Annotated in this window: 28 protein-coding genes; 16 read left to right on the top strand and 12 right to left on the bottom strand. The window is 70.4% G+C overall.

All coding sequences use genetic code 11. The features are described 5' to 3' along the window. The first annotated feature begins 81 nt into the window (after window positions 1-81). Both EDD31_RS05565 and EDD31_RS05560 read left to right on the top strand, forming a co-directional pair. On the top strand, window positions 82-1,173 hold the full coding sequence (locus EDD31_RS05565; RefSeq protein ID WP_123305180.1) for a citrate synthase 2: 1,092 nt from the start codon (window positions 82-84) through the stop codon (window positions 1,171-1,173). Between the two features lie 18 nt (window positions 1,174-1,191). After that, entirely contained in the window at window positions 1,192-1,758 is a 567-nt protein-coding gene (locus EDD31_RS05560; RefSeq protein WP_211336063.1) for a nucleoside/nucleotide kinase family protein, read from the top strand. A 61-nt stretch (window positions 1,759-1,819) separates the two neighbouring features. On the opposite strand, the gene EDD31_RS05555 is transcribed toward EDD31_RS05560, so the two are convergent. Beyond that, window positions 1,820-2,659 (bottom strand): hypothetical protein, encoded by an 840-nt coding sequence (locus tag EDD31_RS05555; protein ID WP_148058873.1) that lies wholly within the window; start codon window positions 2,657-2,659, stop codon window positions 1,820-1,822. Between the two features lie 103 nt (window positions 2,660-2,762). Here EDD31_RS05555 and EDD31_RS05550 point away from each other — a divergent pair, with 103 nt between their 5' ends. Then, window positions 2,763-4,799: a thioredoxin domain-containing protein gene (locus EDD31_RS05550; protein ID WP_123303279.1), complete on the top strand. Its 2,037-nt coding sequence runs from the start codon at window positions 2,763-2,765 to the stop codon at window positions 4,797-4,799. 25 nt (window positions 4,800-4,824) lie between these two features. Here EDD31_RS05550 and EDD31_RS05545 read toward each other — a convergent pair whose 3' ends face one another. After that, complete coding sequence (locus tag EDD31_RS05545) at window positions 4,825-5,790, bottom strand: hypothetical protein (RefSeq protein ID WP_123303278.1); 966 nt, start codon at window positions 5,788-5,790, stop codon at window positions 4,825-4,827. 114 nt (window positions 5,791-5,904) lie between these two features. Here EDD31_RS05545 and EDD31_RS05540 point away from each other — a divergent pair, with 114 nt between their 5' ends. Genes EDD31_RS05540 through EDD31_RS05520 form a run of 5 tightly spaced genes read left to right on the top strand, consistent with a single transcriptional unit; the run spans window position 5,905 to window position 10,052 of the window. Then, window positions 5,905-6,699, top strand: coding sequence for a DUF4129 domain-containing protein (locus tag EDD31_RS05540; protein ID WP_123303277.1), 795 nt, complete (start codon window positions 5,905-5,907; stop codon window positions 6,697-6,699). Further along, window positions 6,696-7,202, top strand: coding sequence for a hypothetical protein (locus EDD31_RS05535; protein ID WP_123303276.1), 507 nt, complete (start codon window positions 6,696-6,698; stop codon window positions 7,200-7,202). The genes EDD31_RS05540 and EDD31_RS05535 overlap by 4 nt, the downstream gene beginning before the upstream one ends. Then, a complete protein-coding gene (locus EDD31_RS05530; protein WP_123303275.1) occupies window positions 7,199-8,191 on the top strand; it encodes an AAA family ATPase in 993 nt (330 codons plus the stop codon). Before EDD31_RS05535 ends, EDD31_RS05530 begins: the two co-directional genes overlap by 4 nt. Next, complete coding sequence (locus EDD31_RS05525) at window positions 8,188-9,513, top strand: DUF58 domain-containing protein (protein WP_123303274.1); 1,326 nt, start codon at window positions 8,188-8,190, stop codon at window positions 9,511-9,513. The genes EDD31_RS05530 and EDD31_RS05525 overlap by 4 nt, the downstream gene beginning before the upstream one ends. Beyond that, on the top strand, window positions 9,510-10,052 hold the full coding sequence (locus tag EDD31_RS05520) for a hypothetical protein (protein WP_123303273.1): 543 nt from the start codon (window positions 9,510-9,512) through the stop codon (window positions 10,050-10,052). Before EDD31_RS05525 ends, EDD31_RS05520 begins: the two co-directional genes overlap by 4 nt. A gap of 88 nt (window positions 10,053-10,140) precedes the next feature. Here the strand turns inward: EDD31_RS05520 and EDD31_RS05515 are convergent, their stop codons facing one another. From EDD31_RS05515 to EDD31_RS05495, 5 genes are all read right to left on the bottom strand, one after another. Further along, window positions 10,141-11,055 (bottom strand): undecaprenyl-diphosphate phosphatase, encoded by a 915-nt coding sequence (locus EDD31_RS05515; RefSeq protein WP_123303272.1) that lies wholly within the window; start codon window positions 11,053-11,055, stop codon window positions 10,141-10,143. Beyond that, window positions 11,055-12,119, bottom strand: a complete 1,065-nt coding sequence (locus tag EDD31_RS05510) for a DUF368 domain-containing protein (RefSeq protein ID WP_245990940.1) — start codon at window positions 12,117-12,119, stop codon at window positions 11,055-11,057. Before EDD31_RS05510 ends, EDD31_RS05515 begins: the two co-directional genes overlap by 1 nt. Before the next feature lie 126 nt (window positions 12,120-12,245). Further along, entirely contained in the window at window positions 12,246-13,070 is an 825-nt protein-coding gene (locus EDD31_RS05505) for an aldo/keto reductase (protein WP_123303270.1), read from the bottom strand. A gap of 128 nt (window positions 13,071-13,198) precedes the next feature. Next, window positions 13,199-13,942: an early set domain-containing protein gene (locus EDD31_RS05500; protein ID WP_123303269.1), complete on the bottom strand. Its 744-nt coding sequence runs from the start codon at window positions 13,940-13,942 to the stop codon at window positions 13,199-13,201. Between the two features lie 114 nt (window positions 13,943-14,056). Beyond that, window positions 14,057-14,731 (bottom strand): GNAT family N-acetyltransferase, encoded by a 675-nt coding sequence (locus EDD31_RS05495; protein WP_211336062.1) that lies wholly within the window; start codon window positions 14,729-14,731, stop codon window positions 14,057-14,059. A 238-nt stretch (window positions 14,732-14,969) separates the two neighbouring features. Between EDD31_RS05495 and EDD31_RS05490 the strand changes: the two genes are divergently transcribed. After that, window positions 14,970-15,515: a hypothetical protein gene (locus EDD31_RS05490; RefSeq protein ID WP_123303268.1), complete on the top strand. Its 546-nt coding sequence runs from the start codon at window positions 14,970-14,972 to the stop codon at window positions 15,513-15,515. A 236-nt stretch (window positions 15,516-15,751) separates the two neighbouring features. Here the strand turns inward: EDD31_RS05490 and EDD31_RS05485 are convergent, their stop codons facing one another. From EDD31_RS05485 to EDD31_RS05475, 3 genes are all read right to left on the bottom strand, one after another. After that, window positions 15,752-17,005, bottom strand: coding sequence for an MFS transporter (locus EDD31_RS05485; protein ID WP_211336061.1), 1,254 nt, complete (start codon window positions 17,003-17,005; stop codon window positions 15,752-15,754). Continuing rightward, window positions 17,002-17,496: a MarR family winged helix-turn-helix transcriptional regulator gene (locus EDD31_RS05480; protein ID WP_123303267.1), complete on the bottom strand. Its 495-nt coding sequence runs from the start codon at window positions 17,494-17,496 to the stop codon at window positions 17,002-17,004. The genes EDD31_RS05485 and EDD31_RS05480 overlap by 4 nt, the downstream gene beginning before the upstream one ends. Window positions 17,497-17,656: 160 nt before the next feature. Then, the gene (locus EDD31_RS05475; RefSeq protein WP_123303266.1) at window positions 17,657-18,310 is read right to left on the bottom strand and encodes a histidine phosphatase family protein; all 654 of its coding nucleotides are present in this window, start codon (window positions 18,308-18,310) and stop codon (window positions 17,657-17,659) included. A gap of 182 nt (window positions 18,311-18,492) precedes the next feature. Here EDD31_RS05475 and EDD31_RS05470 point away from each other — a divergent pair, with 182 nt between their 5' ends. From EDD31_RS05470 to EDD31_RS05445, 6 genes are all read left to right on the top strand, one after another. Next, window positions 18,493-19,482 (top strand): aldo/keto reductase, encoded by a 990-nt coding sequence (locus EDD31_RS05470; RefSeq protein ID WP_123303265.1) that lies wholly within the window; start codon window positions 18,493-18,495, stop codon window positions 19,480-19,482. Window positions 19,483-19,561: 79 nt separating this feature from the next. Then, window positions 19,562-20,218, top strand: coding sequence for a TetR/AcrR family transcriptional regulator (locus tag EDD31_RS05465; protein ID WP_123303264.1), 657 nt, complete (start codon window positions 19,562-19,564; stop codon window positions 20,216-20,218). 74 nt (window positions 20,219-20,292) lie between these two features. Next, a complete protein-coding gene (locus EDD31_RS05460) occupies window positions 20,293-21,291 on the top strand; it encodes an ABC transporter ATP-binding protein (RefSeq protein ID WP_123303263.1) in 999 nt (332 codons plus the stop codon). Further along, window positions 21,291-22,979, top strand: a complete 1,689-nt coding sequence (locus tag EDD31_RS05455) for an ABC transporter permease (protein WP_123303262.1) — start codon at window positions 21,291-21,293, stop codon at window positions 22,977-22,979. The genes EDD31_RS05460 and EDD31_RS05455 overlap by 1 nt, the downstream gene beginning before the upstream one ends. A 106-nt stretch (window positions 22,980-23,085) precedes the next feature. Beyond that, window positions 23,086-23,718 carry a protein-L-isoaspartate O-methyltransferase family protein gene (locus EDD31_RS05450; protein WP_245990936.1) on the top strand — a complete coding sequence of 211 codons (633 nt, stop codon included), beginning with the start codon at window positions 23,086-23,088 and terminating at the stop codon, window positions 23,716-23,718. A gap of 212 nt (window positions 23,719-23,930) precedes the next feature. Next, window positions 23,931-24,500: a DnaJ family domain-containing protein gene (locus EDD31_RS05445; RefSeq protein WP_123303260.1), complete on the top strand. Its 570-nt coding sequence runs from the start codon at window positions 23,931-23,933 to the stop codon at window positions 24,498-24,500. Between the two features lie 146 nt (window positions 24,501-24,646). On the opposite strand, the gene EDD31_RS05440 is transcribed toward EDD31_RS05445, so the two are convergent. Continuing rightward, window positions 24,647-25,423 (bottom strand): VOC family protein, encoded by a 777-nt coding sequence (locus EDD31_RS05440; protein ID WP_123303259.1) that lies wholly within the window; start codon window positions 25,421-25,423, stop codon window positions 24,647-24,649. After that, window positions 25,423-25,572 carry a ribbon-helix-helix domain-containing protein gene (locus EDD31_RS05435; protein ID WP_123303258.1) on the bottom strand — a complete coding sequence of 50 codons (150 nt, stop codon included), beginning with the start codon at window positions 25,570-25,572 and terminating at the stop codon, window positions 25,423-25,425. Before EDD31_RS05435 ends, EDD31_RS05440 begins: the two co-directional genes overlap by 1 nt. 57 nt (window positions 25,573-25,629) lie before the next feature. Here EDD31_RS05435 and EDD31_RS05430 point away from each other — a divergent pair, with 57 nt between their 5' ends. Beyond that, window positions 25,630-26,139: a gluconokinase gene (locus tag EDD31_RS05430; RefSeq protein ID WP_211336060.1), complete on the top strand. Its 510-nt coding sequence runs from the start codon at window positions 25,630-25,632 to the stop codon at window positions 26,137-26,139. Window positions 26,140-26,150: the final 11 nt, after the last annotated feature.

Below are 26,150 nucleotides of genomic sequence, written 5' to 3'. Positions count from 1 at the left end.
GGACTCGCACGGGAGGCGACCTCGCGCGAGGTTGATTCCGTCAATATCTGCGTCATGCTGGCAGGCGGCCAGCATGACGGCATGACTGATACCGCAGCCCTGCGTCCCGGACTCGCCGGCGTCGTCGCCTTCGAGACCCACATCGCCGAGCCCGACCGCGCCGGTGGCACGCTTCGATACCGCGGCGTCGATGTCGAAGAACTGGTCGGAGTGCTGAACTTCGACGCCGTCTGGGGTCTGCTCGTGGACGGCGATCCGAACACGCGGCTTCCCGCCGCGGAGCCCGGTGCAGTGCTGCCGGCCACGGGGGATCCCCGCGCGGACCTGCAGGCCGGCCTGGCATCACTGGCGCCGCGCTTGGGTATGCGCCCGTTCGTGGACATCGATGCGGCACAGGCCCGGGAGGACCTGGCCCAGGCCACGGCCACCGCTCACGCCCTCGCCGCGCAGTCGGCGCGCGGCCTGGGCGCCGTGGTGCCCCAGCGCGTGGTCGAGGACGGCCGTAGCGCAGCCGAACGCTTCATGATCCGCTGGCAGGGAGAGCCCGACCCGCGCCACGTCCAGGCCGTGGAGAGCTACTGGATCACCGCCGCTGAGCACGGAATGAATGCCTCGACCTTCACCGCTCGCGTCATCGCCTCCACCGGGGCGGATGCTTCGGCTGCGTTGTCCGGCGCGGTCGGGGCGCTTTCCGGGCCACTGCACGGCGGCGCGCCCTCGCGCGCACTGTCGCTGATCGAGGAGGTCGAGCGCACCGGCGATGCGGGCGCCGTCGTTCGCGGCGTGCTCGATGCCGGGCAGCGCCTGATGGGCTTCGGGCACGCGATCTACCGGGCGGAGGACCCACGGGCGCGCCTCCTGCGGTCCGCAGCCGAGCGCCTCGGCGCCCCGCGCTTCGAGGCCGCTCGCGCCCTGGAGGTGGCCGCTCTGGCCGAGCTGCAGGCACGCAAGCCCGACCGGGTGCTCGCCACGAACGTGGAGTTCTGGGCGGCGGTGGTGCTCGACCTCGCCCGGATCCCGGCGAGCCTGTTCACCACGCTCTTCGCCTGCGCGCGCATGGCCGGCTGGAGCGCGCACGCCCTGGAGCAGAAGGAGCTGGGGAAGATCATCCGGCCCTCGGCCCGCTACGTCGGGCAGCGCGAGGTGGCGCTGAACGCCCTGCGCGCATCTTGAGCGCTCTAGGCTGACCGGATGGCGATGAGCTCGGAGCGGGCGGTGCGCACCATGTTGCCGCATCTGCTCGATCCCGGGGCCATCGTGCTGGTCGACGGGCGCTCCGGCTCGGGCAAGACCACGCTGGCTCGCCGGTTGATCGGTGCCGCGCGGGAAGCGGGTGCAGCGCCCCGGCTGGTGGCCCTCGACGCCATGTATCAGGGGTGGGATGGGCTGTGGGCAGCAGCCCAGGCCGCAGCGCAGGATCTGGTACGGCCGCTGAGCCGCGGAGAGGCCGGCCACTGGCAGGAGTACGACTGGAACCTCGGGCGTGTGATCGCGCGGCACACCGTCCTGCCTGGCCCACCCCTGCTGGTTGAGGGCGTGGGGGCGTTGACGCCGCTCTCGGCTGCGGCGGCCACCTACCGGGTGTGGCTGACCGCTGAGAGCGGGCTCCGCCGCGAGCGGGCACTGACTCGGGATGGCGAGACCTTCCGCCCGCACTGGGACCGGTGGGCAGCGCAAGAGGCTGAGCATCTGCGGCGCCACCAGCCCGAGCGGCTGGCCGACCTGGTCATCGATACGTCCGGCCTTCGCGGTCAGTGACCTCGCGCGCTGGCGACGGAGTGTGAACAGGGGCGCCGGCCGGTGAGCGCCGGGCCCGGCCTCAGCCGAGACGCGCCGTGAGCACCAGGTCGGTGCCGGTCTCCAGGCCCGCGTCGACCACCCGCAGGCCCGGTGACATGTCGGCATTGAGGTCGATGCGCCGGTCGCTGGTGTCGATGTGGTTCCGGGCGAACAACAGCACGACGGCCACCAACGGATTGCCACTGGAGAGCTTGATCTTGCTGATGGACAGCATCATGTCGTCCGCCAGATTGAGATCCGCCCGGAAGCGTGCCGAGGCGGAGAGAACGCCCTTGCGGATCTTGGCGAACCCCCTGACGTGCACGCTCCTGCGCCCGCTGGAGCGGAGGGTGACATCGAGCCGGGCGAGCGTGACTCCGGCCTCTGAGGCCGCCGCCCGGGCGTGGCCGCGCACGACCTCGAGGAGCTCGTCCTGGTTGACCGCCATGCGCACGAAGGCCTGGGTCGGTTCTGCGGTTTCGGGCATATCGAGCCAGAGCGACTGATCCGCGCCCTCCAGCCAGGCGATGGGAAAGTCCTCTGCTTCGGCACGCACATCGACCGCCGCGCCCATGATCCGGATCGGGTGCGCCCTCACCGTCACGCGGCGGACCACGGCCGGGGCGCTGCTGAGGATCTTGGGTGGGGTGTCCTGGACCTCCTTGGGGTCCCCGTCCACGGCCACGCCGCTGAGATCAATGTCGAGCGTGGCGATGTCCTGCCCGTCGAGTGTGGCCGCGATGGTGGCGTTGTCGAGGCCGGTGAGTTCCTCGGTGGAGTAGCGGCTCAGCGCGGTGTGAAGTCGCCTGGCGAGATCCGCTCCGGTAGCAGGCCGGGGCAGCTGGCCCAGGGGGAGGATCGGCGCGCTGTGCTCGGTCACGCACTGAGAGTAGCGCTGCCCATGGGCGCAGGGGCGGAGTGCAGGCTGGTGGCTGATCGGGTCCCAAGCTGCGGCGCGGTCCTGCAGCGGGGACCATCGAGGAATGGCCAACCGACTTGCAGCCGCCGCCTCGCCGTACCTCCTCCAGCACGCCGGCAACCCGGTCGACTGGCTGGAGTGGGGGCCGGAGGCCTTCGCCGAGGCGCGCCGTCGCGACGTGCCGATCCTGCTCTCAGTGGGCTACGCCGCCTGCCACTGGTGCCACGTGATGGCCCACGAGTCCTTCGAGGATGACCAGGTCGCCGAGGTGATGAACGCCGGCTTCGTGCCGGTCAAGGTGGACCGGGAGGAGCGGCCCGACGTCGACGCCATCTACATGGCCGCCACTACTGCGATGACCGGCCACGGCGGGTGGCCGATGACCGCCTTCCTCACCCCCGGGGGCGAGCCCTTCTTCTGCGGCACCTACTACCCCAAGGTCCACTTCCTGCGTGTGCTGGACGCCGTCCAGGAGGCCTGGACCGACCGCCGCGAGCAGGTGCTCAGTTCCTCGGCCACCGTGACTGAGGCTCTGGGTGGCATGGCGCGGTCGGGACCTTCCAGCCCACTGGACGCGCACGCTCTCGACGCCGCCGTCACCACCCTGGCCGGGCAGTTCGATCCGAGCAACGGCGGCTTCGGCGGCGCCCCGAAATTTCCGCCGTCGATGGCGCTGGAGTTCCTGCTGCGCCACCATGGGCGCACCGGCTCCGCCGAGGCCTTGCGCATGGTCACCGAGACCGCCGAGGCCATGGGCCGTGGCGGCATGTACGACCAGCTCGCCGGCGGCTTCGCCCGGTACTCCGTGGACGCCGAATGGGTGGTGCCGCACTTCGAGAAGATGCTCTACGACAACGCGCAGCTCCTGCGCACCTACCTCCACCTCTGGCGCTCGCTCAGCGCGGCAGACGCCGCTCCGGACCACGGCGCGACGGCGGACCTTGCGAAGCGGGTGGTACGGGAGACCGCGGAGTTCCTCCTCCGCGACCTCGGCACCGCCGAGGGCGCTTTCGCCTCGGCGCTCGATGCCGATGCCACTGACGAGGCCGGCCACAGCGTCGAGGGCTTGACCTACGCGTGGACCCCCGCCCAGCTCGCCGAGGCACTCGGCCCGGACGACGGCGCCCGCGCCGCTGAACTCCTCGGCGTCACCGAGGCGGGCACCTTCGAGCACGGCGCCTCCACTCTGCAGCTCCGGTCCGACCCGGCCGACCCGGAGTGGTGGGAGGAGGCGCGTCAGCGTTTGCTCACCGCCCGGGCGCAGCGCCCGCAGCCAGCCCGCGACGACAAGGTGGTCACCGCCTGGAACGGTCTCGCGATCGCCGCGCTGGCCGAGGTCGGGGCCCTGCTGGAGGAGCCGCGCTACCTGAGCGCCGCGCGCACCTGCGCCGAGCTGCTGTTGGACCGGCACCTCGTGGACGGCAGGCTACGCCGCGTTTCGCGCGACGGCGTGGCCGGATCAGCCGAGGGCGTGGCGGCCGACTACGGCGACCTCGCCGAAGGCTTGCTGGCCCTGCACCAGGCCACCGGCGAGGCCCGATACCTGCACGAGGCCACCCGCCTGCTGGAAACGGCGGTCGAGCTCTTCGGCGACGACGGCGGCTTCTACGACGTCGCCGAGGATCGCGTGGCGAGCGAGGGCCTCATCACCCGCCCCCGCGATCTCACCGACAACGTCGAGCCCTCGGGAACGTCCGCGCTCGCCGGCGCCCTGACCACGTCGGCCGCGCTGACCGGTTCCACCGAGCACCGCGAGCTGGCTGAGCGTGCCGTGGCTGCGGCAGGTGCGATCGCCCGTCAGGAGCCGCGCTTCGCGAGCTGGACCCTGGCGGTGGCCGAGGCACAGCTCGCGGGTCCGCTGCAGGTCGCCGTCGTCGGCCCGCCGAACGCCGCGGGCCGTGCAGGCCTGGAACGCGCCGTGCGGCACTCGACCTCGCCGGGCCTGGTGCTCACCGCCGGTGAGCCCGACGCCGCAGGTATCCCGCTGCTCGCCCAGCGCCCGCTGGTGGGCGGGGAGGCTGCGGCCTACGTGTGCCGCGGTTTCGTCTGCGACCGTCCGGTGACCACCGTCGAGGAACTCACCGCCGCCCTGCGCCGCTGAGGACGCCGGGCGGCGGGGATCGCGGTCACTCCCCGGAAAGCTCCTCGGCGGGAATCAGCGCGGGGACGACCCGGACCACGCCCTCGCCGTACTCACCATCGAGCTGCTGCTGCACAGTGCCGTCGTCGTAGACGACATCGACGACCACCTGATCGGAGCGGGTCTCGGTGTAGCTGGCCAGCAAGCCATCGATGTGATCGTGCAGTTCGTCCTGGATCTCCCTCAGCTCGGCCTCGGTGCGCTCGGCTTCCGCCACGCACAGAGCGCCGCCCCAGATCTCGCGGAGTTCGTCGTAGGCCCCCTCCGGGTCCTCGGTGACCCGGACGTTGACGGTCACGTACTCCGGATCGTTCATCGCTCCTTCGAGCTCGACCAACTCCTCGTCGCTCAGCTCTCCGCTCTCGACGGCGCCGGCTGCCTCGTTGACGTCCTCGGGTCCTACCGGGTTACGGGACTGGTCCATCCACGCTCCGGCATAACCAGGCAGCTCCTGGGCGGCCTCGTACACCGCCTGCATGTCCTCGTCCGTGGTGCGCTCCGGATCGACTACCTGCCACCCACCGTCGGGTTCCTCGCAGAGGGTGCCCAGGTCGTGCTCATCGCCGGCATGGGCCGGAGCGTCCTCCTCGGCGCCGATCTCGGCGACCTCGAAGGTCTGCGCCGCGCTGTCGTAGTGCCCGCGGACGACGTAGATGCCCCAGCGCACACCCGCTTCCTCCTCGTAGCTCCCCTCGGGCCACTCGAAGCCGAGCAGCTCCGGGCCTCCGCACTGCGGCGGGTAGGACTCCATGACCCCGCCCAGGCAGAGTTCCGGGCCGTCACCGTCATCGAGGACGGTGACCGCGTGTCGTGTGGTCAGCAGCTCGCCTTCATCGGGTGCGGCGGCCGGGTCGCTTCCGCCCTCGCCGCAGGCGGCCAGCAACAGCGCCGCAGAGGCGCTGGCAGCCAGCAGGGCGGTGGTGGGCCGGGGGTTGGTCTGCGAGGTGTTCATGCCCAGCTTGTGTCACTGGCGGCGCCAGCTTTGCGGCCAGGCTGCCAGATTGTCGCGGAGCGGTTGCCAGCCCCGGGTCGCGCATGTGGGCCCGGCCGTCCGTAAGGTGGGCGCATGGATCGACGCAGGGGCTTCGTGGCGCTGGGCGCAGTCACCACGCTGCTCCTGGTGTTCGTGTGGGCTGCCAGTGCGGAGATCCCGCGGTTCACCGGCGATCTGCCCATCCCCGACCTCGACGCGCCGCCTCCGCCCCCGCCCGAGGAGATCGAGCAGCCCACGGACGAGATGCTCTGGGGCGAGGACGAGTGGGACGAGGAGCCCCGGCCAGAACTCGACGTCAACTGGGACGTGCTCGACCGCATCCTGGCCGTCGTGCTGGCCATCGTGATCCTCGCGGCCGTCGTGCTGGCGGTTCGCCAGCTCCTCATCTGGTGGAAGGGCCGCCAGATCGACCGCCGCCAGCCCGAGGACGACCTCGGTGACCTCGACGCCGCCATTGCTGCCACCGGTGAGAGCGCTCAGCTCCGGGCGGCCACTGAGGGCGATGCCCGCAACGCGATCGTGGCCTGCTGGGTGGCGCTGGAGGATGCGGCTGAGAACGCCGGCATGGTGCGCAGCGCCTCGGAGACCTCCCAGGAGTTCACCGAACGGGTGCTGGCCCACTGGGACGTTGACCGCTCCACCATCGCCGGGCTCGCCGCTCTCTACCGGCGTGCCCGCTTCTCGCGCCTCGACCTGGCTGCGCAGGACCGTGATCGCGCCCTCGCTTCGCTGGAGCGCGTCCATGCCGCGATCGTGGCCCGCCGGGATGCCGAGCGGGCTGAGGCCGAGCGCGCCGGCAGACCGGGTGGTCCGGGAGCCGGTGTGGCACAGGCTCCGGGTGCTCACTCGCGGAGGCCGCCGTCGTGACCAAGAAGCTCGCCGCGCGGACCGCCGTCAGTCTGGCTCTCGGCGCCATCCTGTTCCTGGTGCTGTGGTCCCGTGACCTCGCTCCGGGCCCGTGGCTACTGGGGGTGCTGTTCTCGGTGCTGGTGGCCGGCATCGTGGTGGGCGTGGCGGGAACCCTGCTCGATCACACCGAGCTGGTCCAGGAAGCGGACTGGTTCGGCGCCGAGCAGGTCGAGCACAAGATCTCCCGCTCCGCCTCGGATGTGCGCCTCACCCGTCTGCGCTACCTCGTGCGCGACAGCGTCGATCGTGACGATCGTGGCGAGGCCCTGCACGCCCTGCTCTGGGAGCTCTCCGCCGATCGGCTCGGCCGCCACGGCCTCGACCTCGCGGCCGATCCCGCGGCTGCCTACGCCGCCATGGACCCAGCCCTCGCCCGCTACCTTGCCGACCCCGACCAGGGCCGCTCCCGGATCAGCGCCCGTTCCCTGACCGACGTCGTCGCACGAATCGAGAAACTGTGAGCACCCATCCAACCACCCCCGATCTCGACCACGTCACCGCCCAGGCGGGCGCCGTGCTGGACGAGGTCGAACGCGCCGTCGTCGGCAAGCGGGAGCCGTTGACGCTCGCGCTGGCAGCCATCCTGGCCGGCGGGCACGTGCTGCTGGAGGACCTCCCGGGGCTGGGCAAGACCCTGGCGGCGCGATCTTTCGCGCAGACCCTCGGCCTGGACTTCACCCGCGCCCAGTTCACGCCCGACCTGCTCCCGGCCGACCTGACCGGTGCCTACGTGTACGACCAGTCCGAGGGAGAGTTCGAGTTCCGCAAGGGTCCGTTGTTCACCGGGCTGCTGCTGGCGGACGAGATCAACCGGACGCCGCCGAAGACCCAGTCGGCCCTGCTGGAGGCCATGGGCGAGAAGCAGGTGACCGTCGAGGGCCAGACCTTCCCCCTGCAGCGCCCCTTCCACGTGCTCGCGACCGCCAACCCGGTGGAGTACGAGGGCACCTATCCGCTACCCGAGGCGCAGCTGGACCGCTTCCTGCTCCGGCTCTCCTTCGGTTACCCCAGCGAGGCGGACGAGCAGGACGTGCTGCGCCGCCGACTGGACCGGCGCCAGGAGGAGATCGTGCTCAACCCGATCACCGATGCGGCAGGGCTGCAGGGGATGCAGCGCGCCGTGGAGACGGTGCCGGTGGAAGAGGAGATCACCCACTACTGCGTGCAGCTCGCTGCTGCGACCCGCTCGCACAACGCCGTCCAGGTGGGGGCCTCCCCGCGTGGATCGCTCGCGCTAGTGCTGGTGGCCCGCGCCTACGCCGTGGTCCAGGGCCGCACCTTCATCGTGCCCGAGGACGTCAAGGCCGTGGCGCACGCGGTGCTGGGGCACCGCATCGTGATCAAGCCGGAGCTGTGGATGTCCGAGGTCTCGGGCGCCGGAGTGGTGGAGACCGTACTCGGCCAGGTGCCCGTGCCGGCCGCCCGTGAGGCCGCCGTCGGGGCGTCGTGACCGTCGCCTCGCGGGGCCGGATCGAGAACCGCTGGTTCCTCACCCAGGCCCACCTGCGCGCCATCGTCGTGCCCGTGATCGGGGTGCTCGGCGCGCTGCTCGCCGGGCGCCCGGATCTGCTGGTCATGGTCGCACCCCTGGCCATGATCGCGGTCTGGTCGAGCCTGGCCCGCCCACGCGGGGCCCCGGAGGCGCGGTTCGGTGTGGCCCGTGTGGTGCTGACCGAGGGGGATACGAACCTCGCCGTCCTCGACGTCTCCGGCCTGGACGGCGTGGAGCTGCTGAGCACCTCACTGGCCTCGACGCCGTGGATCGACCGGCGCCCCCGGCACGGCTCCCGCATCGCACTGGTGACCGAGGACGACGTTGAACGGGGCCGCGTGCGCCTGGTCACCGGTGCCGACCCGATCCGCTGGGGTGCGCACGCCGTGGGCCCGATGCTGGTGGGCGCGGTGGGTCCCTGGGCGGCGCACAGCTGGGGGCCGGTGCCGCTGGCCGAGCGCAAGATCCGCGTGCTCCCCGCGCCGGAGGCCTTCGACAACTCCGCTCCTGCGCCCCATCCGCGCGGCCTGGTCGGCCAGCACACCGCCACCCGGCCCGGCGAGGGCAGCGAGTTCAACAGCGTGCGCCCCTTCCAGTGGGGTGACCGCCTCAAGCGGATCAACTGGGCCCGCTCGAGCCGCACCGGCGAGCTGCACGTGACCTCCTCCTACGCGGACCAGGACACGCACATCGCGCTGCTGGTCGACGCCCAGGTCGACCTCGGCCGCTCCGAGGGCGCCGGCGGTGAAGCCTCCTCGCTGGATCGCGCCCAGCGCTCCGCGGCCGCCATCGCCGAGCACTTCACCCGCCAGGGTGACCGCGTGAGCCTGCAGGTCATCACCGGCTACCTGCCGCAGCGCGTGCCGCCGGGGACCGGCAAGCGCCACGCGCGGCGCATCCTTGAGGTGCTCTCGCGGGCCAAGCCCTCCACCGAGTACAGCTTCGACCCGAACCGGGTGCGACTGGGACTGCCGCCGGGAACCCTCGTGGTGGTCGTCTCCGCCTTGGTGTCGCCGGCCATGATCGTGCGCGCGGCCTCGCTGGCGAAAAGCGGGCTGACGGTGGTGGCCATCGATGTGCTCGGTGAGCACTTCGAGACGCCTGAGGAGTGGGACCGCCTTGATCACCTCGCCTGGCGGATCCGCATGATGGAGCGGGAACGGGAGATCTTGCGGGTGCAGCAGGCCGGCGTGGGTGTGGTGCCCTGGCGCGGTCCGGGCAGCCTCGACGTGGTGCTGCGTTTGCTGGCACAGCGCGGCCGCACCGGGGCGATCCGATGAGCCCGCGCGCCAAGGAGCTGCGGCACGGCTCCCGGGAAGGACTGCTGCTGCGCCTGGCCATCGTGCTGAGCGCCGCAGCGGTGGTGGCGCTGGCCGCCGTCACCGCCGAAGCGAGCCCTTTCGACATGTGGGTCGTGATCGTGCCGATGCTGCTCGGGATCGCGGCAGCCCTCGCCCCGCAGGGCGTCGCTCCGCTGGCACTGCTGGTCTACTTGGTGATGCTGTGGGTGCTGGTCAGCGACGACGTCGCCTCGGGGTGGACGCTCGCGGTGGCTGCGGCGGTGCTCATCATCCACACTGCCGCCGCGCTAGTGGCCGCTGTACCGGTCGCGGCGGGGTGGCCGGCGGGTATCTGGCGGCGCTATCTCGTGCGCGTGGTGGCGGTCTTCGGCGCCGTCACGGTGGTGTGGGTGGCGGTGCGCCTCGCGGCCGGCGCGACCCTGCCGGGGGGTACGGTGGCGCTGGTGCTCGCGGTGCTGTTGGCCGCCGCAGCGGTGCTGGTGCACGACCGCTGGCTGCGTCGCTCGGCGGCTCGGTAGCTTTTCCGTGCTGCTGCGATTTCGCTGATCGGTTGCCGATCACGCCCTGATAGGGGCGGATTCTGCAACGAATGCGCCCATGTGGCGGTTACGCCCCGCCGTCGTCCTGGTCCTCCAGGACCGGAGTCTCGTCGAGCACCGGCGGTTCGGACAGATCCGGCTGCGTGACCAGCACGAAGACGGCGAAGAGCGCCACGTAGACGGCGAAGACCCGGAAGCGCGCGCGATACAGCAGCGTCAGCACGAGCCACAGGGCAACAGCGCCCACGACGGCGGAGACGGCGAAGGCCGTCCAGTAGGAGCCGGCGCTGATCGTGAACCCACCCTCGTGGCCCAGCAGGCTGCGGGACTGCACGGCCGTGGCCGCCACGATCGTGGGAATGGCGACGAAAAAGCTGTACTGCGCGGCGATCTTGCGGTGCATTCCCAGGGCCAGGGCCACCGCGATGGTGATGCCGGAGCGCGAGATGCCGGGGAACAGGGCGATGGCCTGGGCGAGGCCGATGGCCACCGCCACCCACAGCGTCATCTGGGCCGGGCCCCGCCAGGTGCCCGTGACTGAGTCCGTCCACCACAGCATGACGGCGGTGCCGAGCAGGAGGATGGCCACGAACCACGGCACGGCGAAGGCGTCGGTGCCGAACTCCCGGACGGCGAAGCCGAGCACGCCGGTGATACCCACGGTGACCACGCCGAGCAGCATGAGCTTGAGGTGCACGAGGTGACGCATGGTGCGGCGACGCCACAGCCAGCCGATCTCGCGGACGGTGCCGCGCAGGAGCCGGAACAGCGGCCGCCACATCACCACCACCACCGACACCATCGTGCCGAGGTGGACCACCAGGTTGAAGAAGATCATCTCCGGGCTGTCGGCGGAGGGAATAGGGGATCCCTGGTTGCTCAGCCAGTGCTCGGTGATCACCAGGTGGGCGGAGGAGCTCACCGGCACGAACATGAACAGGCCCTGCACGATGCCGAGAAGGGCCGCCTCCCACACAGCCATCAGTGGGTCTCGCTCTCGGGTGCGTGGCCGCGAGTGGTGCGGGCCGAGGGGTTGCTGGTGCTGGTGCTGGTGTCGGCCGTGGCGCTGGTGCCGGTCTCGCGAATCCCGTGGCGTGCGTCGAGCACGATCATCGCGAGCACCAGCGCCGCTCCGAGGAGCGCGAACAGGATCGGCTCGGCCAGTGGCTCTTGTGGCGCGAGCAGGGTTCCGGTTCCCTTGTCCTCGGTCTCACTCATCTGCCACGGCCACAGGGCTCGCAGGGAGCCCGCCATCAGCCCGGTCATCACCAGCAGGGTCACACGACGATGGCGCTCGAGGAGATAGCGCAGCAGCTGCACCACCGAGACCAAGCCCAGCAGTGCCCCGGCGGCGAACGTGCCGATGTAGGCGAGATCGCGTTCGCTGACGGCGGTGAGGGTGGCTGAGTAGATGCCGATGGCCAGCAGGAAGAAGGAACCGGAGACGCCGGGCACCACCAGTGCGCAGATGGCGATGGCGGCGGCGAAGAACACCAGGGCCGTCGGCGGCTCGGCGGAGGTGGTCTGCGCGGCGAGGCCCACGAGCCAGGCCGCTAGCGCCGCGGCGCCGAGCACCATGATGCCGTCGCGGGCGATGCCGGCGAAGCCGCGCAGGCGCCGGGGTGGCAAGAGCCTGAGCGGCACGAGCAGGCTGGCCGCCACGAGCCCGAAGAACAGCCCGCGAGCCTGCTCGGGATAGCTGGTCACCAGGCGTTCCGCCACACCGGCCACGGTGAACACTGCGATGACCATGCCGCCCACAAGCGGTAGCACGAGCGACCACTGCACCTGCGCGAGCTCGGCACGGGCAGCCGGGAGGCGGCCTTGCCGTTGCGCGGCGTCCTCGCTGGTGGGCGGTCGGATGAGAGCACGCAGCGCGCCGATCACGTGCGAGGCCGAGGCGATGAGCCGTTCGTACACGCCGGTGATCAGGGCGATGGTGCCGCCGGAGACGCCGGGGATCAGCTCGGCGAGGCCGATCAGGAAGCCACGCAGGGCGTCCAGGATCGCGGTGGGTAGCCAGGCGCGGGGGGGCGAAGAACTCACCGCCCGAGTCTCCCCCATAACTCCTCGCGAGACGAGGCTGGGGGTGTGGATCCGGTGAGTGTCACCGTATCCACACCCGGGCCGTGCTCGGTGCGCTTCGCGCACTGAGTCCCGACGTCGGTGCTCTCAGGTCTCGTCCGGGTGCCCGCCCACGCGCAGTCCCTCGTCCAGGGCGTCGACCGCGGCGAGTTCGGCCTCGGTGAGCTCGAAGTCGAAGACATCCAGGTTCTGCTGGGCGCGCTCGGGGGAGCTCGTCTTGGGGAAGACGATCAGGCCGTGCTGCAAGTGCCAGCGGATGACCACCTGGGCCGGGCTCTTGCCGTGCGTCTCGGCCGCGGCCACCACGGCCGGTTCCTCCAGCAGGGGGTACTTGCCCTGGCCTAGCGGGCCCCAGGATTCGATGGCGATGCCGTGCTGGTCGCAGAAGGCGCGCAGCTCACCCTGGGCGAACTTCGGGTGCAGTTCCACCTGGTTCACGGCCGGGACCAGTTCGGTGTTGTCAAAGAGATCCTGCAGGTGGTGGGTCTGGAAGTTCGAGACGCCGACCGACTTCGCCTTGCCGGAGGCCTTGATCTGCTCCATGGCCTTCCAGGTCTCGACGTACTTGCCCTTGCTGGGCACCGGCCAGTGGATGAGGTAGAGGTCCACGTAGTCCAGGCCGAGGCGCTCGAGCGAGCCGTCGATGGCCTTGAGGGCGCTGTCGTAGCCCTGGTCGTCGTTCGCCAGCTTGGTGGTGATGAAGAGGTCTTCGCGGGGGATGCCCGACTTCGCGATCGCGCGGCCGACGCCCTCCTCGTTGCCGTACACCTTCGCGGTGTCGATGTGGCGGTAGCCCGCCGCGAGGGCCGCGCCCACGATCTCCTCGGTCTGGTCCTCTTCGACCAGGAAGACACCGAGCCCGAGCTGGGGGATGGAGTTGCCGTCGTTCAGAGTGAGTGTGGGAGTGGTCATATGGTCATGGTGGCACGAACGGCCACTGCGCGCCCCGCGGGCCTGGGGTGTCTGCCTGGGTACGTTCGTCGTCCGTGGGGCCGGATGCAGGGCCCGCTAGAGGGCGGCCTGTCGCCGCCGAACTGCGCTCAGGGGTCGAGAGCGTCGATGATCGCCCCGCCGTCGATCAGCCAGTGGTGGCGCAGGGTCAGGGCGCGTTCCATGCCGGCGAGGATGCTGACCGCCACGATCGTGATGTTCGCCCAGGCCGGCAGGGTGATGGGCGATTCGAAGGTGCCCATGCGCTCTTCGACGACCTCCCAGCTGGTGATGAGTTCGAGGAGCTGGGGGAGCTCCACCGCGGCGGCCGCGATGAGCACCAGCACCGCGAGGTGCCCGATCCAGGTGCTTGCGCGAGGGTAGTGCTGCCCGAACCGGGCCCGGAGTCCTTCGCCCGAGCGCGGGTCGGGGGTGAGGGTTTGCGAGGCGCCGTCGTCGGTCACGTGGTGCATCCGCTTGAGGCCCAACTCCGATAGCGCCACCTCGATGGTGCCGCCGGGCACGGGGAAGATCGCGGGAACCGGTGCCGTAGAGAGCTGGCGGCCGTCTCGGTACAGCTCGGCGACGGTGTTGCCGTCGTCGTCCCAGGACCACCAGTTGACGTGCACGGCGTAGCGCTGCACCCCACCGGCGTCGAGGTGGGGGTCGGAGTTGCTGGGCGGCGCGGCGACGGTGGTTGCGGCGGCTGGGTCGGGGGCGCCGGGCCGTGCGGCGAGGTCGAGGTAGAACAGGTGGCGGCTGAACAGCTGCCACCACCGGAACGGCTTCAGGGCTCGACCACCGCCAGGCTTGATCTTCCCGATCCGCCTGCGGCGCCGCCAGTCCCTGAACACGGGTGACACGCTAGCCGTTGCCGATGCCCGGTTGGCGCGGGCACCGGCATTCTGCGCGCGAGCACCTGAGCTCCGCAGAAGGCGTGACGGTGAGGGCGCGCCGTCCGGGCGGCGTTACTCGGCGAGCTCCAGGAAACTGAGCAACTCCTCGGCCCCCTTGACCTCGATGGATTCGCCGCGCTGGAAGGTCTCCGGGGTGAGCAGGAGTGACTGGTGCGCGGCCGCGCTGTCGCGGCGCGGCTTCCGCTGGACGCCGTTGGGCTGGTAGCCCACCTTGCGCGAGACGGCGAGGGACGCGGCATTGTCCGCGAAGGCCCCGGAGGTGATCTCCACGGCTCCCAGCACGTCGAAGGCGAAGGCGCAGATGGCTTGGCGCATGCGCGTGCCGATGCCCTGCCGCTGGAAACGCTGTCCCAGCCATGATCCGGTCTCTCCGGCGCGGAGCACCGGGAAGTTCTGAGCGTTGAACCCCTGGCTGCCCACCACTTCCCCCGAGCGGCGCACGACGAACTCCAGGTTTGGTGAGGTGCGGTCGAAGCTCGCCTTGATCTGCGAGTGGTACTTCACGTACTCGGCGGCGAGCTTCTCCGGCGGGGCGTCCGTCCAGGGGAAGTAGAAGGGCATCTCCTCGGGCGGGTGCACGCCGTCCAGGGCCACGGCCACCAGCTCCGGGAAGTCAGACTCGCGCACGATCCGCAGCTCCAGGTCACCCGCGGTGATTCGCAAGGCGTAGGGCGGCCAGATCTCCTCCAGGCTCATGGTGGGCAGCGGGCCGGGTGTGGTGATCATGAGTGGAGTCAAGCGCTCCCGGCACGGTGGGGGCAAGCCGATTGCTCTCGCGGTGCTCGCCCTCACGCCGAGCCCCTACCTGCCGCGCCGAGCCCTGATGCTCGGCATCGGGGCTCGCGCCACACGGTCAGGGCTCGCGGTTGGGGGCGTGGGCCACCGGTTGGGCAGACCCACCGGGGCCGGGGGCGGCGGGACGGGGCTCTGGAGGCCACCGCCAGGCATATGCCAGGCTTCCGTCATGGATACAGCAGCGCGGGCGGCCGCCGTCGCCAAGGTCAGTGGCCGGCCCTGGGACCACTGGGTGACTGAACTCGACGCCCGGGGCGCCGAGCGGCTCCCTCATGCCGAGATCGCCAAGCTGGCCTTCGAACTGATGCCCGAGTCGGTGGAGAGCCGCGGCTGGTGGGCCCAAGGTGCCGCCATCGCCTATGGCCAGCAGAAGGGACTGCGAGTAGCCGGGCAATCCTCCTCCGGTGACTTCCAGGTCGCGGCCTCGCGCTCCCTCGCTGCTGACAAGGACGGCGCCCTTGCCGCGTGGCGAGAACTCGCTGAGGGTATGACCGAGCACGATGGCGTGCCGGTCGAGGGTGAGGCGACGACGTCGTCGACCGAGAAGTGGCGCTACTGGCGCCTTGCGCTCGCGGATGGCACGAAGGTCTCGGTGAATGTCTCGGACAAGGGCACCGGCAAAGCTGCTGTGGCGGTGAACCACACCAAGCTCGAGTCCGCGGACGACGTGGAGCGCTGGCGCGCGTACTGGAAGGCCCTGCTCAAGCAGCTCTGAGCGGCGTTTCGCGCTGCTGTTATCCCGCCGCCGCGCTGCCGTGTATGTGCGTCCTCGCCACCCCCTCGGCGTCGTCACCCCCGCGGCGTCGTCACCCCCGCGGCGTTTGTGCTCAATAGATGTCGGAATGGTCGCGCCGGAAGCCAGTCAGAGCGACGGTTGGTGAGCACAAACGTCGAAGCGCGTCCGAGTCGAGGGCGTCCGGGCGCGAGGCGTCAGCGTTGGGAGGTCGCCACTTACGCCGCCAGGGTGGGGCCAGGGCCGCCGGTGGCGCCGTCGAACTCACGGAGCTCCCGGTTGCGCAGCGCGATCCAGAGCACCCCGAGCAAGCCTGCTGCCGCTCCGGCCGCCAGGGCTACCGGGGCCCCGACCATCGCGGCCACCCAGCCGGCACGCGCATTGCCAAGACTCGGCCCCGCGGCCCCGATCACGTGATCCACTGCCGTGATCCGCCCCCGGAACTCGTCCGGCACGGCGAGCTGCACCAGCGCGCCGCGCGAGATGACACTCACCGTGTCGGCGGCCCCGGCCACCACGAGCGCGAGGAGGATCGCCGTGGCGGATGTACCCAGACCGAATCCGGCGAGCGCCGCACACCACACGCCGGCCGCGACTGATTGCGCGACGCCGAGCCGGCCGGTGCGGGTCACCAGACCGGAGCACACCCCTGCGAGGATCCCGCCCACGGCCAGGGCCGAGGACATCAAACCCAGCGTCTCGGGAGAGCCGCCGAGTCGCAGGTCGTTGACCATGGGGAAGAGCGCGATCGGGAAGGCGAGCAGGGTGGCGAAGAGATCGGTGCCGAAGGCCCCGCGCACCGCGCCGGGTCGAGACACGAACCTCAGGCCCTGCCAGGTCGTCGTCCAACTGCTCGCCGTCGTGGCGCCGACCGGCGGCACCCTGGGCAGCCGTAGTGCCAGATAGAGCGAGATGAGATCCGCGATCGCCGTGATGGTGTAGCACGCGGTGAGTCCGATACCGGCGATCAGGAAGCCGGAGAGCGCCGGACCGATCAGCATGGACGCCTGGAAGGTGAGGTGAGTCAGGGCGATGCCCGCCGGGAGGAGCTGGCGTGAGAGCAGGCGCGCCGGAAGGCTGCGACGCGAGGCCGCCCCCAGGCCGCCGGCCAGACTGTTCATTCCGACCAGAGTCAGTATGACCCCGACGTTCTCCAGGCCGAGCGCTGCCTGGACTGCGAGCGCCGCCGCGGCCAGCGCCTGACCAGAGGTGGTCAGGCAGATGATGGTGCGCCGGTCGTGCGAGTCGGCCAGGGTGCCGCCGAGGAAGCCGCCGGTGATCATGCCGGCCGCGGAGACCAGACCGATCATCCCGGTCCACAACGGATTTCCGGTCACCTCCCAGACGTGGAAGAGCACCGCCAACATGGCGATCTGCCCCCCGAAGCCGGAGATCGAGTTTCCCACCCATAGCCGGCGGAAAGCGGCATTGGCGCGTAGTGGGCGAAGGTCGATCAGGCCCCGGCGGATCACGGACGGCGCCCTGCGTCGTCGCGCGTGATGCGCTCGGCGATGCGTTCGCCGAAGCTGCGTTCGGCCAATCGGGAGCGCAGCGCTGCCACGTACTCGGTGAGGTGGACGGGTAGCTCGGCGTCGAGTTCCTCGAGGGTGTCCTCCGTGGCGCGCCACTCTGCCTCAAGGAAGGGCACGAGGTCCCAGCCGCGCTCGGTGAGTCGGACCAGCCGGGTGCGTGCGTCAGAGCCGGGCACGGTCTCGACGAGCCCTTCGCCGCGCATCGCGGTGACGGTCTGGCTGAGAGCCGAATGGGTGTGGCCGAGCGATGTGGCGAGGTCGCGGATGGTCATCTCCCCGGCGTGGGCCAAGCGGATCATCGGGTAGGCGAATCGCGGGCGGACGCCGTCAACGCCATGGGAGCGATAGAGTCCGGCGATCTCGGCGTCGAGGTCCTCCTGCAGTGCGCGCAGTTCGCGCCAGTAGCCACGTGTGGTCGGATCTGATGTCACAGCGCTAATATAACAGCACTGATAGAAGGGGGGCGTGCCGATTGTGCACACCAAACGTCGCTAATAAGGCCCAGAGACGCTGCCGAAGCGACGTTGAGTGAGCACAATCGCCGGGGGTGGGGTGCCGGGGTGCTTGGGGGGTCGGCCGCCGGGGGGCTGCCTAGACTCGCGCGGTCTCGCCTGCTGGGCCGGGCGCCCCCTCCATCTCGGCCCCGCCGACGGGCTCGCCTTCCCAGGTGAGTACCGTCCAGCCGCGTTCTGGATCGCCGTCCAGTACCACCACTCCCGTGTTGTTCAGTTCGTGGCTGGTGGTGAACTCTGGGCCGATGTTGGTCGCGCGACCCGCCACCCAGCACCGGATGGCGGCGCCGTGGCTGATGACCACCGCGGTCTCCGCTCCGCTTGCGGCGACCTCCTCGATGACGGCGTCGTACCGGGCGTAGAACTCATTGCCGCTCTCGCCGTCGGGCAACCGGGTGTCCAGGTCCTCCAGCCAGGCGACCATCAGTTCGAGGTAGGCGCGGACGGCCTCGCCGTCGCCGCGCATCTCGTACACCCCCGCGCTGATCTCTCGAGCGCCGTCGCGCACCCACGGCTCCAGCCCGAGCGCAGCGGCCAGGGGCTCAGCTGTCTGCTGCGTGCGCACCAGCGTGGAGGTGACGATGAGGTCGATGGACTCGGATTCCAGGGCCTCGGCGAGAGCCTCGGACTGGTCGCGGCCCAGTGACGTCAGGTCGGCTCCGGGGACCGCGGTATCGAGGAGGTGGTCGACGTTCGAACTGGTCTGGCCGTGTCGGGCGAGAATGAGGCGCATTCCCCCATGGTCGCAGGCGCCGGTGAACGGCGAGTGCGTGCCCGGCGGGTCCCGACCTCCGCAGGGCGCGCCACCACCGCCCGGCGGGCCGCGTGGGCACAGTCCACGACCGCGCGCTGCACCTGCCGCAGCCAGCACGCGGTTCTCGGAATGTGTGGGCTCCCGCCACCGTTGTCGCAGGTATGGACCTACGTGAACTGGGCAGGACCGAGCGAGCTGTCTCCGTGATCGGTCTCGGCACATGGCAGCTGGGCGCCGACTGGGGCGCAGTGGACGAGCGGGACGCCTTCACCGTCCTGGACGCCGCCGCGGAAGCCGGGGTGACCTTCTTCGACACCGCCGACGTCTACGGCGACGGCCGGAGCGAATCCCTCATCGGGCAGTGGCGCGCCGCGAACCCCAGCTGGAACGGTGTGGTCGCCACCAAGATGGTCCGGCGTGCGCCCGCTCCCACCCTCGAGCACGCCACGGCGGAGAACTTCCGTGACTGGACCGATCGCTCCCGCCGCAACCTCGGTGTCGACACGCTCGACCTGGTCCAGCTGCACTGCCCCGAGAGTGCCGTCATCGAGGCGGACGAGGTCTACGACGCCCTGGACGCCCTGGTGGAGCGCGGCGCCATCGCCGCCTACGGCGTGAGCGTGGAGACGGTGGATCAGGCCCTCTCCGCCATCGCGCGCCCCCACATGGCGAGCGTGCAGATCATCCTGAATGCCTTCCGGCAGAAGCCGGTGGAGCAGGCGCTCCCGGAGGCCGCCCGGGCCGGCGTGGGCATCATCGCCCGCGTACCGCTGGCCAGCGGCCTGCTGTCGGGCCGCTACACCACCGAGACCGTCTTCGCTCCCGACGACCACCGCACCTACAACCGCGAGGGAGCCGCCTTCGACGTCGGGGAGACCTTCTCGGGGGTGGACTACCAGACGGGTGTGGAGGCCGCGGCAGTCTTCTCCGGGCTGGCGCGCGAGGCCGGGTTGGAACCGGCGACGGCGGCGCTCGCGTGGGTCGCGCAGCAGGAGGGCGTCACTACCGTGATCCCCGGCGCTCGCAACGCCGATCAGGCTCGCGGCAATGCGGCAGCCGGTGACGTCGGGCCGCTGCCTGGCGACTTCCTGGCAGCCGTCGCCGAGCTCTACGCCGAGCGGATCAAGCCACAGGTCCACCACCGCTGGTAGGGCTCGGGCAACCCGGTACCGCACAGGCCCGCGGGCCTCTCGCTTGTGCCGGCAGTGAACGCTCGTTAACCTGGTGAACATGCGTTCACCAGGCGATGCCGCACCCCCTGATACCCGGGGGCGCATCCTGCACGCTGCCATCGAGCACTTCGGCCGCTCCGGCTTCGACGCACCCCTGCGGTCCATCGCCTCCGATGCCGGCGTCACGGCGCCGGCCATCCTGAAGCACTTCGGCTCCAAGGAGGCGCTGCAGCGCGCCTGTGACGACCACGTGCTTCAGGTCTCGGCCGCCTACAAGGGGGAGGCCATGCGCTCGCAGGATCTGCGGGGCACCTTCCTAGAGCAGATGGCTCTGCTCGACGAGTTCCAGCCCCTGATCCGCTACCTCGTCCGCAGCCTCATGACCGGCGGGGAGGTGGCCCGCCGCTTGCTGACCGAGATGTACGCCCAGGCAGAGCAATGGATGCGCCAAGGGGTGGAGACCGGGCACATCAAACCCAGCCGCAACGAGCCGGCGCGCGTGCGGATGACCTTCGCGGTCTCCCTCGGCTGGATGTTGCAGGCCGTGATCACCTCCGGCAAGGACCTCGGGGAACTCGACGCCGATTTCTGGAAGCAGACCACCACCGAGGTCATGCTCCCCGCGCTGGAGCTGTACACCGAGGGCCTCCTCACCGATCGCACGCTGCTCGAGGAGTACCTGCTGTACGTCAGCGATCCCCCGGACGCCGACTGACGCATCACCGCGCCTCCTGTCACACCCGTCCTGATCGTCCGCCGCCCCCGGCAGTACCCCGTGAAGGGATCACCATGACTACTGCGATCGACCTCTCCGGCGTCACCAAGAATTACGGCGCCGTCCGCGCGCTTGATGGCCTCGACCTGCGCGTCTCCGCCGGCGAGGTGCACGGCTTCCTCGGCCCCAACGGCGCGGGAAAGTCCACCGCCATCCGCATCCTGCTCGGCATCCTCAAACACGACGGCGGCACGGCGCGCCTCCTCGGCGGCGATCCGTGGCGCGATGCTGTGGCCCTGCACCGCCGGCTGGCCTATGTCCCCGGCGACGTCGAGCTCTGGCCCAATCTCACCGGAGGGGAGGCCATCGATCTCTTCGCCCGGCTACGCGGCGGAGTGAACGCCGCCAAGCGTGACGAGTTGATCGAGCGCTTCGACCTCGATCCGCGCAAGAAGGGCCGCACCTACTCCAAGGGCAACCGGCAGAAGGTCGCCCTGATCTCGGCGCTGGCCTCCGACGTCGAGCTGCTGCTCCTCGATGAACCCACCGCCGGTCTGGACCCGCTGATGGAGGCCGTGTTCCAGGAGTGCATCCGTGAGGCCAAGAACGCCGGCCGCACCGTGCTGCTCTCCAGCCACATCCTCGCCCAGGTCGAAGCGCTGGCCGATCGCATCTCCATCATCCGCAAGGGCGCCGTGGTCGAGTCCGGCACGCTCGCGGACCTGCGCCATCTCTCCCGCACCGCGATCACCGCGACCACGAGTGCCGCGGTGGACGGGCTCGCTGAGCACGACGGCGTCCACAATCTGGTGGACGAGGGTGGACCGAGCACCGGCGCCGGCTCACCCGCCACCACTAACTCCGGCGGTGGTGTCCAGCTGCGATTCGACGTCGACACCGCGAGGCTCGACCACGTCATGCGCCTGCTCTCGGCTGCGGGCATCCGCTCCCTGATCGCCTCCCCGCCCACCCTCGAGGAATTGCTGCTGCGCCACTACGGCGACGAACTCGAGGAGACTGACCGCGAGGACATCGCCGGCGCAGCTCAGGCGGCCACCGGGAAGGACAACTGATGTCGACGCGCACGGCCGCAACCGCGCGCTCACCCTGGAAGGGGAAAGGCTCCGAACGCCCCGGCAGTCTGACCGGCACCGGGGTGCTCCTGCGGTTCATGCTGCGCCGTGACCGCCTCCGTCTGCCCGCCTGGGTGCTCGGGATCAGCGCCCTGATGGCCTACTTCGCCAATGCCATCGGTGAGCTCATGGGTGATGAGGAGTCGCTCGCCTCCATGGCCGCCCTGGCCACCAACCCCGTCATCGCCCTCATCGGCGGGCCCGGATACGGGCTGGACGAGATCACGGTGCCGCGGTTCCTGGCCGCAATGTACGGCCTCTACCTCATGCTCGCCGCAGCCTTCATGTCGATCACCACCATCTCCCGCCACACCCGGGTGGAGGAGCAGACCGGGCGCGCCGAGCTCCTGCGCGCCTCGGTGCTCGGCAGGCATGCGCAGCTCACCGCCGCGCTCATCATGGCCACCGCCATGAACCTGCTGGTCGCGCTGCTCAGCGCGGCGCTGGTCATGGGCTCGGTGATCGAACCCAGCCCCGACGCGCAGGGTTCACTGCTCTTCGGCTTCTCCATCGGCGCTGCTGGCTTGGCCTTCGCCGGCGTGGCGGCGGTGACCGTGCAGCTCTCGGCCTTCTCCCGGGCGGGCTCCGGGATCGCCGGCGCGGTGCTGGGCACCGCTTTTGTCATCCGGGGCTTGGGTGACATGTCGTTCGTGGCACAGGGCGAGGACGGCGCACTCGCGTGGCTGTCCTGGCTCTCGCCGCTCGGCTGGGCCCAGCAGACCGCGCCCTACACCCTCGACCGGTGGTGGCCGCTCCTGCTCTCCGTGGTCTTCGCCTTGCTCCTGGCCGCGGTGGGCTACTCGCTGCAGTCGCGCCGCGACCTCGCCGCCGGGATCCTGCCCGACCGGCTCGGCTCCGCCCGCGCCGCTGCGTGGCTGGCTGGCCCGTTGCCACTGGCCTTGAGGCTCCAGCGTTCGAGTCTCATCGGTTGGACCGCGGGACTGCTCATCGCCGGGGTGGCCTTCGGCGGCTTCACCGACGCCATGATCGAGGGAGTCGCCGGGATGCCCGAGGAGATCGCGGCACTGATGGGTGGCAGTGACGGCATCGTCGAGGGCTACCAGGGCTTCATGGGCCTGTACTTCGCGATCATGGTGGCCGTCTTTGTCATCCTCGCCGCCCAGGGCCTGCGATCCGAGGAGCAGGGCGTGCGTACCGAACCGATCCTGGCCACCGGGGTGAGCCGCGCCAGGTGGCTGCTCTCCTGGGCCGCGGTCGCGGCCGGGGGGTCCGCCTGGCTGCTGCTGGTCGCGGGCTTCGGGCAGGGGCTCGGCGCTTCCCTGAGTACCGGTGACTGGTCCCTCCTGGGACCGGTGATCCTGGGTCACGTGGTCCATGTGGCGCCGGTGTGGTTCCTCCTCGGGCTGGCCCTGGCACTGTATGGGTGGGTGCCTCGGCTGACCGGGGTGGCCTGGGCGGTCTTCGGTTTCGGCACGCTCCTGGCTCTCTTCGGGCCCATGCTGGACGTCGGCCAGGCCGTGCTCAATGCCTCGCCCTTCGACCACGTCGGCCAGTACCCGTCCGAGGCGATCTCGTGGACGGCCGTGGCGATCCTCGGCGGAACCGGAGTGCTCCTGGTGCTGGGTGCCGTCGCCGGCTTCCGGCGCCGGGACCTCACCACGGCCTGAGTCGCGCTTGCCGCTCCTGAGTTCGGCCTGTATTCGGGTCGCACGCCGTCACCATTGGGGGCAGCATGGACTCATCATGGGCAGCGAAGCGCATTACGCGCACCAGGTGAGAAAGGCGGTCGCGCTTGTCGACCGCCGGGTCTTCCTGCCCGAAGAACACCGCCGCCAGGCCCACTGCGATATGCCGCTGCCGATCGGCTACGAGGCCACATGTTCCCAGCCCAGCACTCTCGAGGCCATGCTGCAGTTCTTGGGCGTCAAGCCCGGTGATCGTGTCCTCGACGTCGGCTCGGGCTCTGGATGGTCGACCGCTCTGCTCGCCCACTTGGTTGCCGGCGGAGAAGGCGGGCTCGGCGCCGCCGGTGGCCTCGGCGGCGAGGTGATCGGCGTGGAACTTGCCCCCGAGCTGGTGGAGTTCGGGCAGAGCAACCTGGCGCACTGGGCAGAAGTGCGGGAGGAACACGGTCTCAATGGTGCTGCGGCCCGGATCGAGCCGGCCACGCCGGGGCGTCTCGGCATGCCGGAGGAGGGCCCTTTCGATCGCATCCTGGTCTCGGCCGATGCCCATTGCCTTCCCGCGTCGCTCGTTGACCAGCTGGCTGACGGCGGGCGCATGGTGCTGCCCATTCGTGGGCGGCTGGCCGTAGTGGATAAGTCCGAGGACGGGGAGATCCAGAGCCGCGAGTTCGGACTCTTCAGCTTCGTGCCGCTGCGAGAGACGGGCGAGCCCGGAGACTGAGGGCCCCGGCAAGCTGCGGGCGCGCAGGGGGGCTGCTTGCGCGTAGGCGACCTGCGGGCTCCCGCTCCCGGTGTGGCTCCCGCTCCCGCAACGATTGTGGTCAGATTGCGCCGCAATGAACCCAGATTTGGCTCACATTCCGGCACTAACTGACCACAAACGGCCCGGGGGTTGCTGTGGGGTGCGGATAGGCGTTCACCTAGGCTGGCGGCATGCCTGAGCGCAAGCCACCCGGGATGCCCAGTGGCCACTGGGTCGATGAGCAGATCAGGCGGGCCACCGAGCGCGGGGAGTTCGACAACCTCCCTGGCGCCGGTAAGCCGCTGGCCAACCACGATCCCCATGACGAGGACTGGTGGGTCCGTCAGAAGGTGGCGGAGGAGGACATCCCCTCGGACGTCTTCCTTCCGCCATCACTCCTGTTGCGCAAGGAGGTCGCCGCGCTTCCGGACACTGTGCGCGACCTCGCCGACGAAGCCGCAGTGCGGGCGGCCGTCCGTGAGGTAAATCAGCGGATCGCCGAGCACATCCGGTTGCCGAAAGGGCCCCCCATTCCGGTCGGTCCCGCCGACGTCGAGGCGGTCGTGGCACAGTGGCGCGCGGCGCGTGCGGCGGAGAGCGGTGACGGCGGATTGGGCGCACGCGCGACATCCCCTGGTGAGGGCTCGACCTCCGGGCTGGCGGAGCGCGGACGGTCGCACCCAGGGCAGGCCAACGAGGCGCAGCAGGTTGCGCAGCCCCAGCCCCAGCCCCGCCGTCGACGCTGGTTCCGCCGCCGCTAGCGGCCCCCCTCGTCGATTGAGGTCACTTTGCGCCGCTTTGCCGACGGAATCGGCGCTTCAAGCGGCACGAACTGACCACAATCGCTCTGGAGTGGGGCGCCCCACCGGCCCGGGGCGCTCCGCCCGCACCCAATCGGAGTCGCGAGTCAGGCGCCCACGCGGTGGTAGCCGTACAAATCCTGCATGGTCTCGTTGATGAAGAGTTCGTCGCCATCGGGCTGGGTGACGCGCAGCGAGCGGCCGTAGGCCTCGTCGATGATCCGCGCGCTCAGGCCGCGCCCCTCGAGTTCCTGGGCGAGGCGCGAGATGTCGGCGGTCTCCCCGAGCAGGTTGACCACAGGCTGGTTCGGCGCGTCGTTCTCGACCGTTCGGAGCGGGCCTTCGTGGAAGGCGAAGAGGCCATTGCCCATGAGGTCCGTCCACCCGCCAGTGTCGGAGGCGATGCGCGGGGTCATCCCGTAGGGCGCCAGGGCGTGAGCCCCGGGGGTGACCATCGACGCCGGCGCATAGAGCAGGGCGCCGAGGTTCAGGTGGGCGGGGTCGAAGGGGGCACTGCCTGCGGTGATGGCGCTCTGACAGATGTGAACCCGGCCCTGGGGAAGGTCGATCGACAGAGAGTCGCGGTGGGCGAGTTCGACACGGCCGACCGGTACACCAGCGTCCTCCAGGGCAGCGGCGTGCGCGTCGAGATCCGGGACGGTGAACTCCACGAGCCGAACACCGTCCAGCGTGCTGCCGGCAGGCACCTCGGCGAGCAGGAGCTGTCCGGAGTCCGCGGCCAGCACCGTGAAGAACGGATCGTCTGCCGCAGTCCGCTGCAGCCCGAGACCGGTGTAGAACGCTTTCCACGCCGCATGGTCCGAGGTGAAATGGATGGGTTGCACAGTGAGTGCGGGTACGGGGGTGGCACGGTGCGTGCTCATCACTCGTCCTCCTTGGTCTTCTCCAGGTAATCCCCCAGCACCCGTTCGACGAAGGCGGACAGGGAGAGGCCCTCATCCACGCAGCGGTGCTTGACCGCCTTGATGAGTTCGGGGGGTAGGTAGACGTTGAACTGGGTCTTGTCCGACATGGACTCACCGTACCGGGATGCTCATATGCTAGCAAGTGAGTATGAAATGATGGCGCCATGGATCTCACGCACATCGTGGTCATGGGAGTCGCCGGCTGCGGCAAGTCCACCGTGGCAACCGCCCTGGCCGAGCGTCTGGGGTGGCCGTTCTGCGAGGGGGACGACCTCCACAGCGAGGCCAACCGGGCCAAAATGCGCGCTGGCACCCCGCTCGACGATGACGATCGCGCGCCGTGGTTGGCGGCGCTCCGTGACTGGATGAGCGAGCAGGCGGTGGCGGGCCGCTCGAGCGTGCTCACCTGCTCCGCACTCAAACAGGGCTACCGCGACGTGCTGCGGGAAGCGCAGGGTGAGGTGTACTTCGTGCATCTGGCCCCCCCGACCGATCTGAACGCCGAGCGCATCGCTGCGCGCGAAGACCACTACATGCCCGCCACCCTGTTGGACAGTCAGCTCGAAGCGCTCGAAGAGCTCGCCCCGGAAGAAGCGGGCATGGTGGTGCGCACCGGTGCCGGTCCGGAAGAGGTGGTCGAGCTAGTGCTCGCCCACCTGGCGCAACGCACCTGAGGGCCCAGTCG

This window comes from Bogoriella caseilytica, from assembly GCF_003752405.1.
Classification (GTDB): domain Bacteria; phylum Actinomycetota; class Actinomycetes; order Actinomycetales; family Actinomycetaceae; genus Allobogoriella; species Allobogoriella caseilytica.
This window is presented reverse-complemented; position numbering and strand designations above follow the sequence as displayed.

What these genes read in the sequence shown, in the direction of transcription:
- EDD31_RS05565 (WP_123305180.1), top strand. Translation starts at nt 82, where the DNA reads ATGACTGATACCGCAGCCCTGCGTCCCGGACTCGCCGGCGTCGTCGCC.
- EDD31_RS05560 (WP_211336063.1), top strand. Translation starts at nt 1,192, where the DNA reads ATGGCGATGAGCTCGGAGCGGGCGGTGCGCACCATGTTGCCGCATCTG.
- EDD31_RS05550 (WP_123303279.1), top strand. Translation starts at nt 2,763, where the DNA reads ATGGCCAACCGACTTGCAGCCGCCGCCTCGCCGTACCTCCTCCAGCAC.
- EDD31_RS05545 (WP_123303278.1), bottom strand. Translation starts at nt 5,790, where the DNA reads ATGAACACCTCGCAGACCAACCCCCGGCCCACCACCGCCCTGCTGGCT.
- EDD31_RS05540 (WP_123303277.1), top strand. Translation starts at nt 5,905, where the DNA reads ATGGATCGACGCAGGGGCTTCGTGGCGCTGGGCGCAGTCACCACGCTG.
- EDD31_RS05520 (WP_123303273.1), top strand. Translation starts at nt 9,510, where the DNA reads ATGAGCCCGCGCGCCAAGGAGCTGCGGCACGGCTCCCGGGAAGGACTG.
- EDD31_RS05515 (WP_123303272.1), bottom strand. Translation starts at nt 11,055, where the DNA reads ATGGCTGTGTGGGAGGCGGCCCTTCTCGGCATCGTGCAGGGCCTGTTC.
- EDD31_RS05505 (WP_123303270.1), bottom strand. Translation starts at nt 13,070, where the DNA reads ATGACCACTCCCACACTCACTCTGAACGACGGCAACTCCATCCCCCAG.
- EDD31_RS05495 (WP_211336062.1), bottom strand. Translation starts at nt 14,731, where the DNA reads ATGATCACCACACCCGGCCCGCTGCCCACCATGAGCCTGGAGGAGATC.
- EDD31_RS05490 (WP_123303268.1), top strand. Translation starts at nt 14,970, where the DNA reads ATGGATACAGCAGCGCGGGCGGCCGCCGTCGCCAAGGTCAGTGGCCGG.
- EDD31_RS05475 (WP_123303266.1), bottom strand. Translation starts at nt 18,310, where the DNA reads ATGCGCCTCATTCTCGCCCGACACGGCCAGACCAGTTCGAACGTCGAC.
- EDD31_RS05470 (WP_123303265.1), top strand. Translation starts at nt 18,493, where the DNA reads ATGGACCTACGTGAACTGGGCAGGACCGAGCGAGCTGTCTCCGTGATC.
- EDD31_RS05465 (WP_123303264.1), top strand. Translation starts at nt 19,562, where the DNA reads ATGCGTTCACCAGGCGATGCCGCACCCCCTGATACCCGGGGGCGCATC.
- EDD31_RS05460 (WP_123303263.1), top strand. Translation starts at nt 20,293, where the DNA reads ATGACTACTGCGATCGACCTCTCCGGCGTCACCAAGAATTACGGCGCC.
- EDD31_RS05455 (WP_123303262.1), top strand. Translation starts at nt 21,291, where the DNA reads ATGTCGACGCGCACGGCCGCAACCGCGCGCTCACCCTGGAAGGGGAAA.
- EDD31_RS05445 (WP_123303260.1), top strand. Translation starts at nt 23,931, where the DNA reads ATGCCTGAGCGCAAGCCACCCGGGATGCCCAGTGGCCACTGGGTCGAT.
- EDD31_RS05440 (WP_123303259.1), bottom strand. Translation starts at nt 25,423, where the DNA reads ATGAGCACGCACCGTGCCACCCCCGTACCCGCACTCACTGTGCAACCC.
- EDD31_RS05435 (WP_123303258.1), bottom strand. Translation starts at nt 25,572, where the DNA reads ATGTCGGACAAGACCCAGTTCAACGTCTACCTACCCCCCGAACTCATC.
- EDD31_RS05430 (WP_211336060.1), top strand. Translation starts at nt 25,630, where the DNA reads ATGGATCTCACGCACATCGTGGTCATGGGAGTCGCCGGCTGCGGCAAG.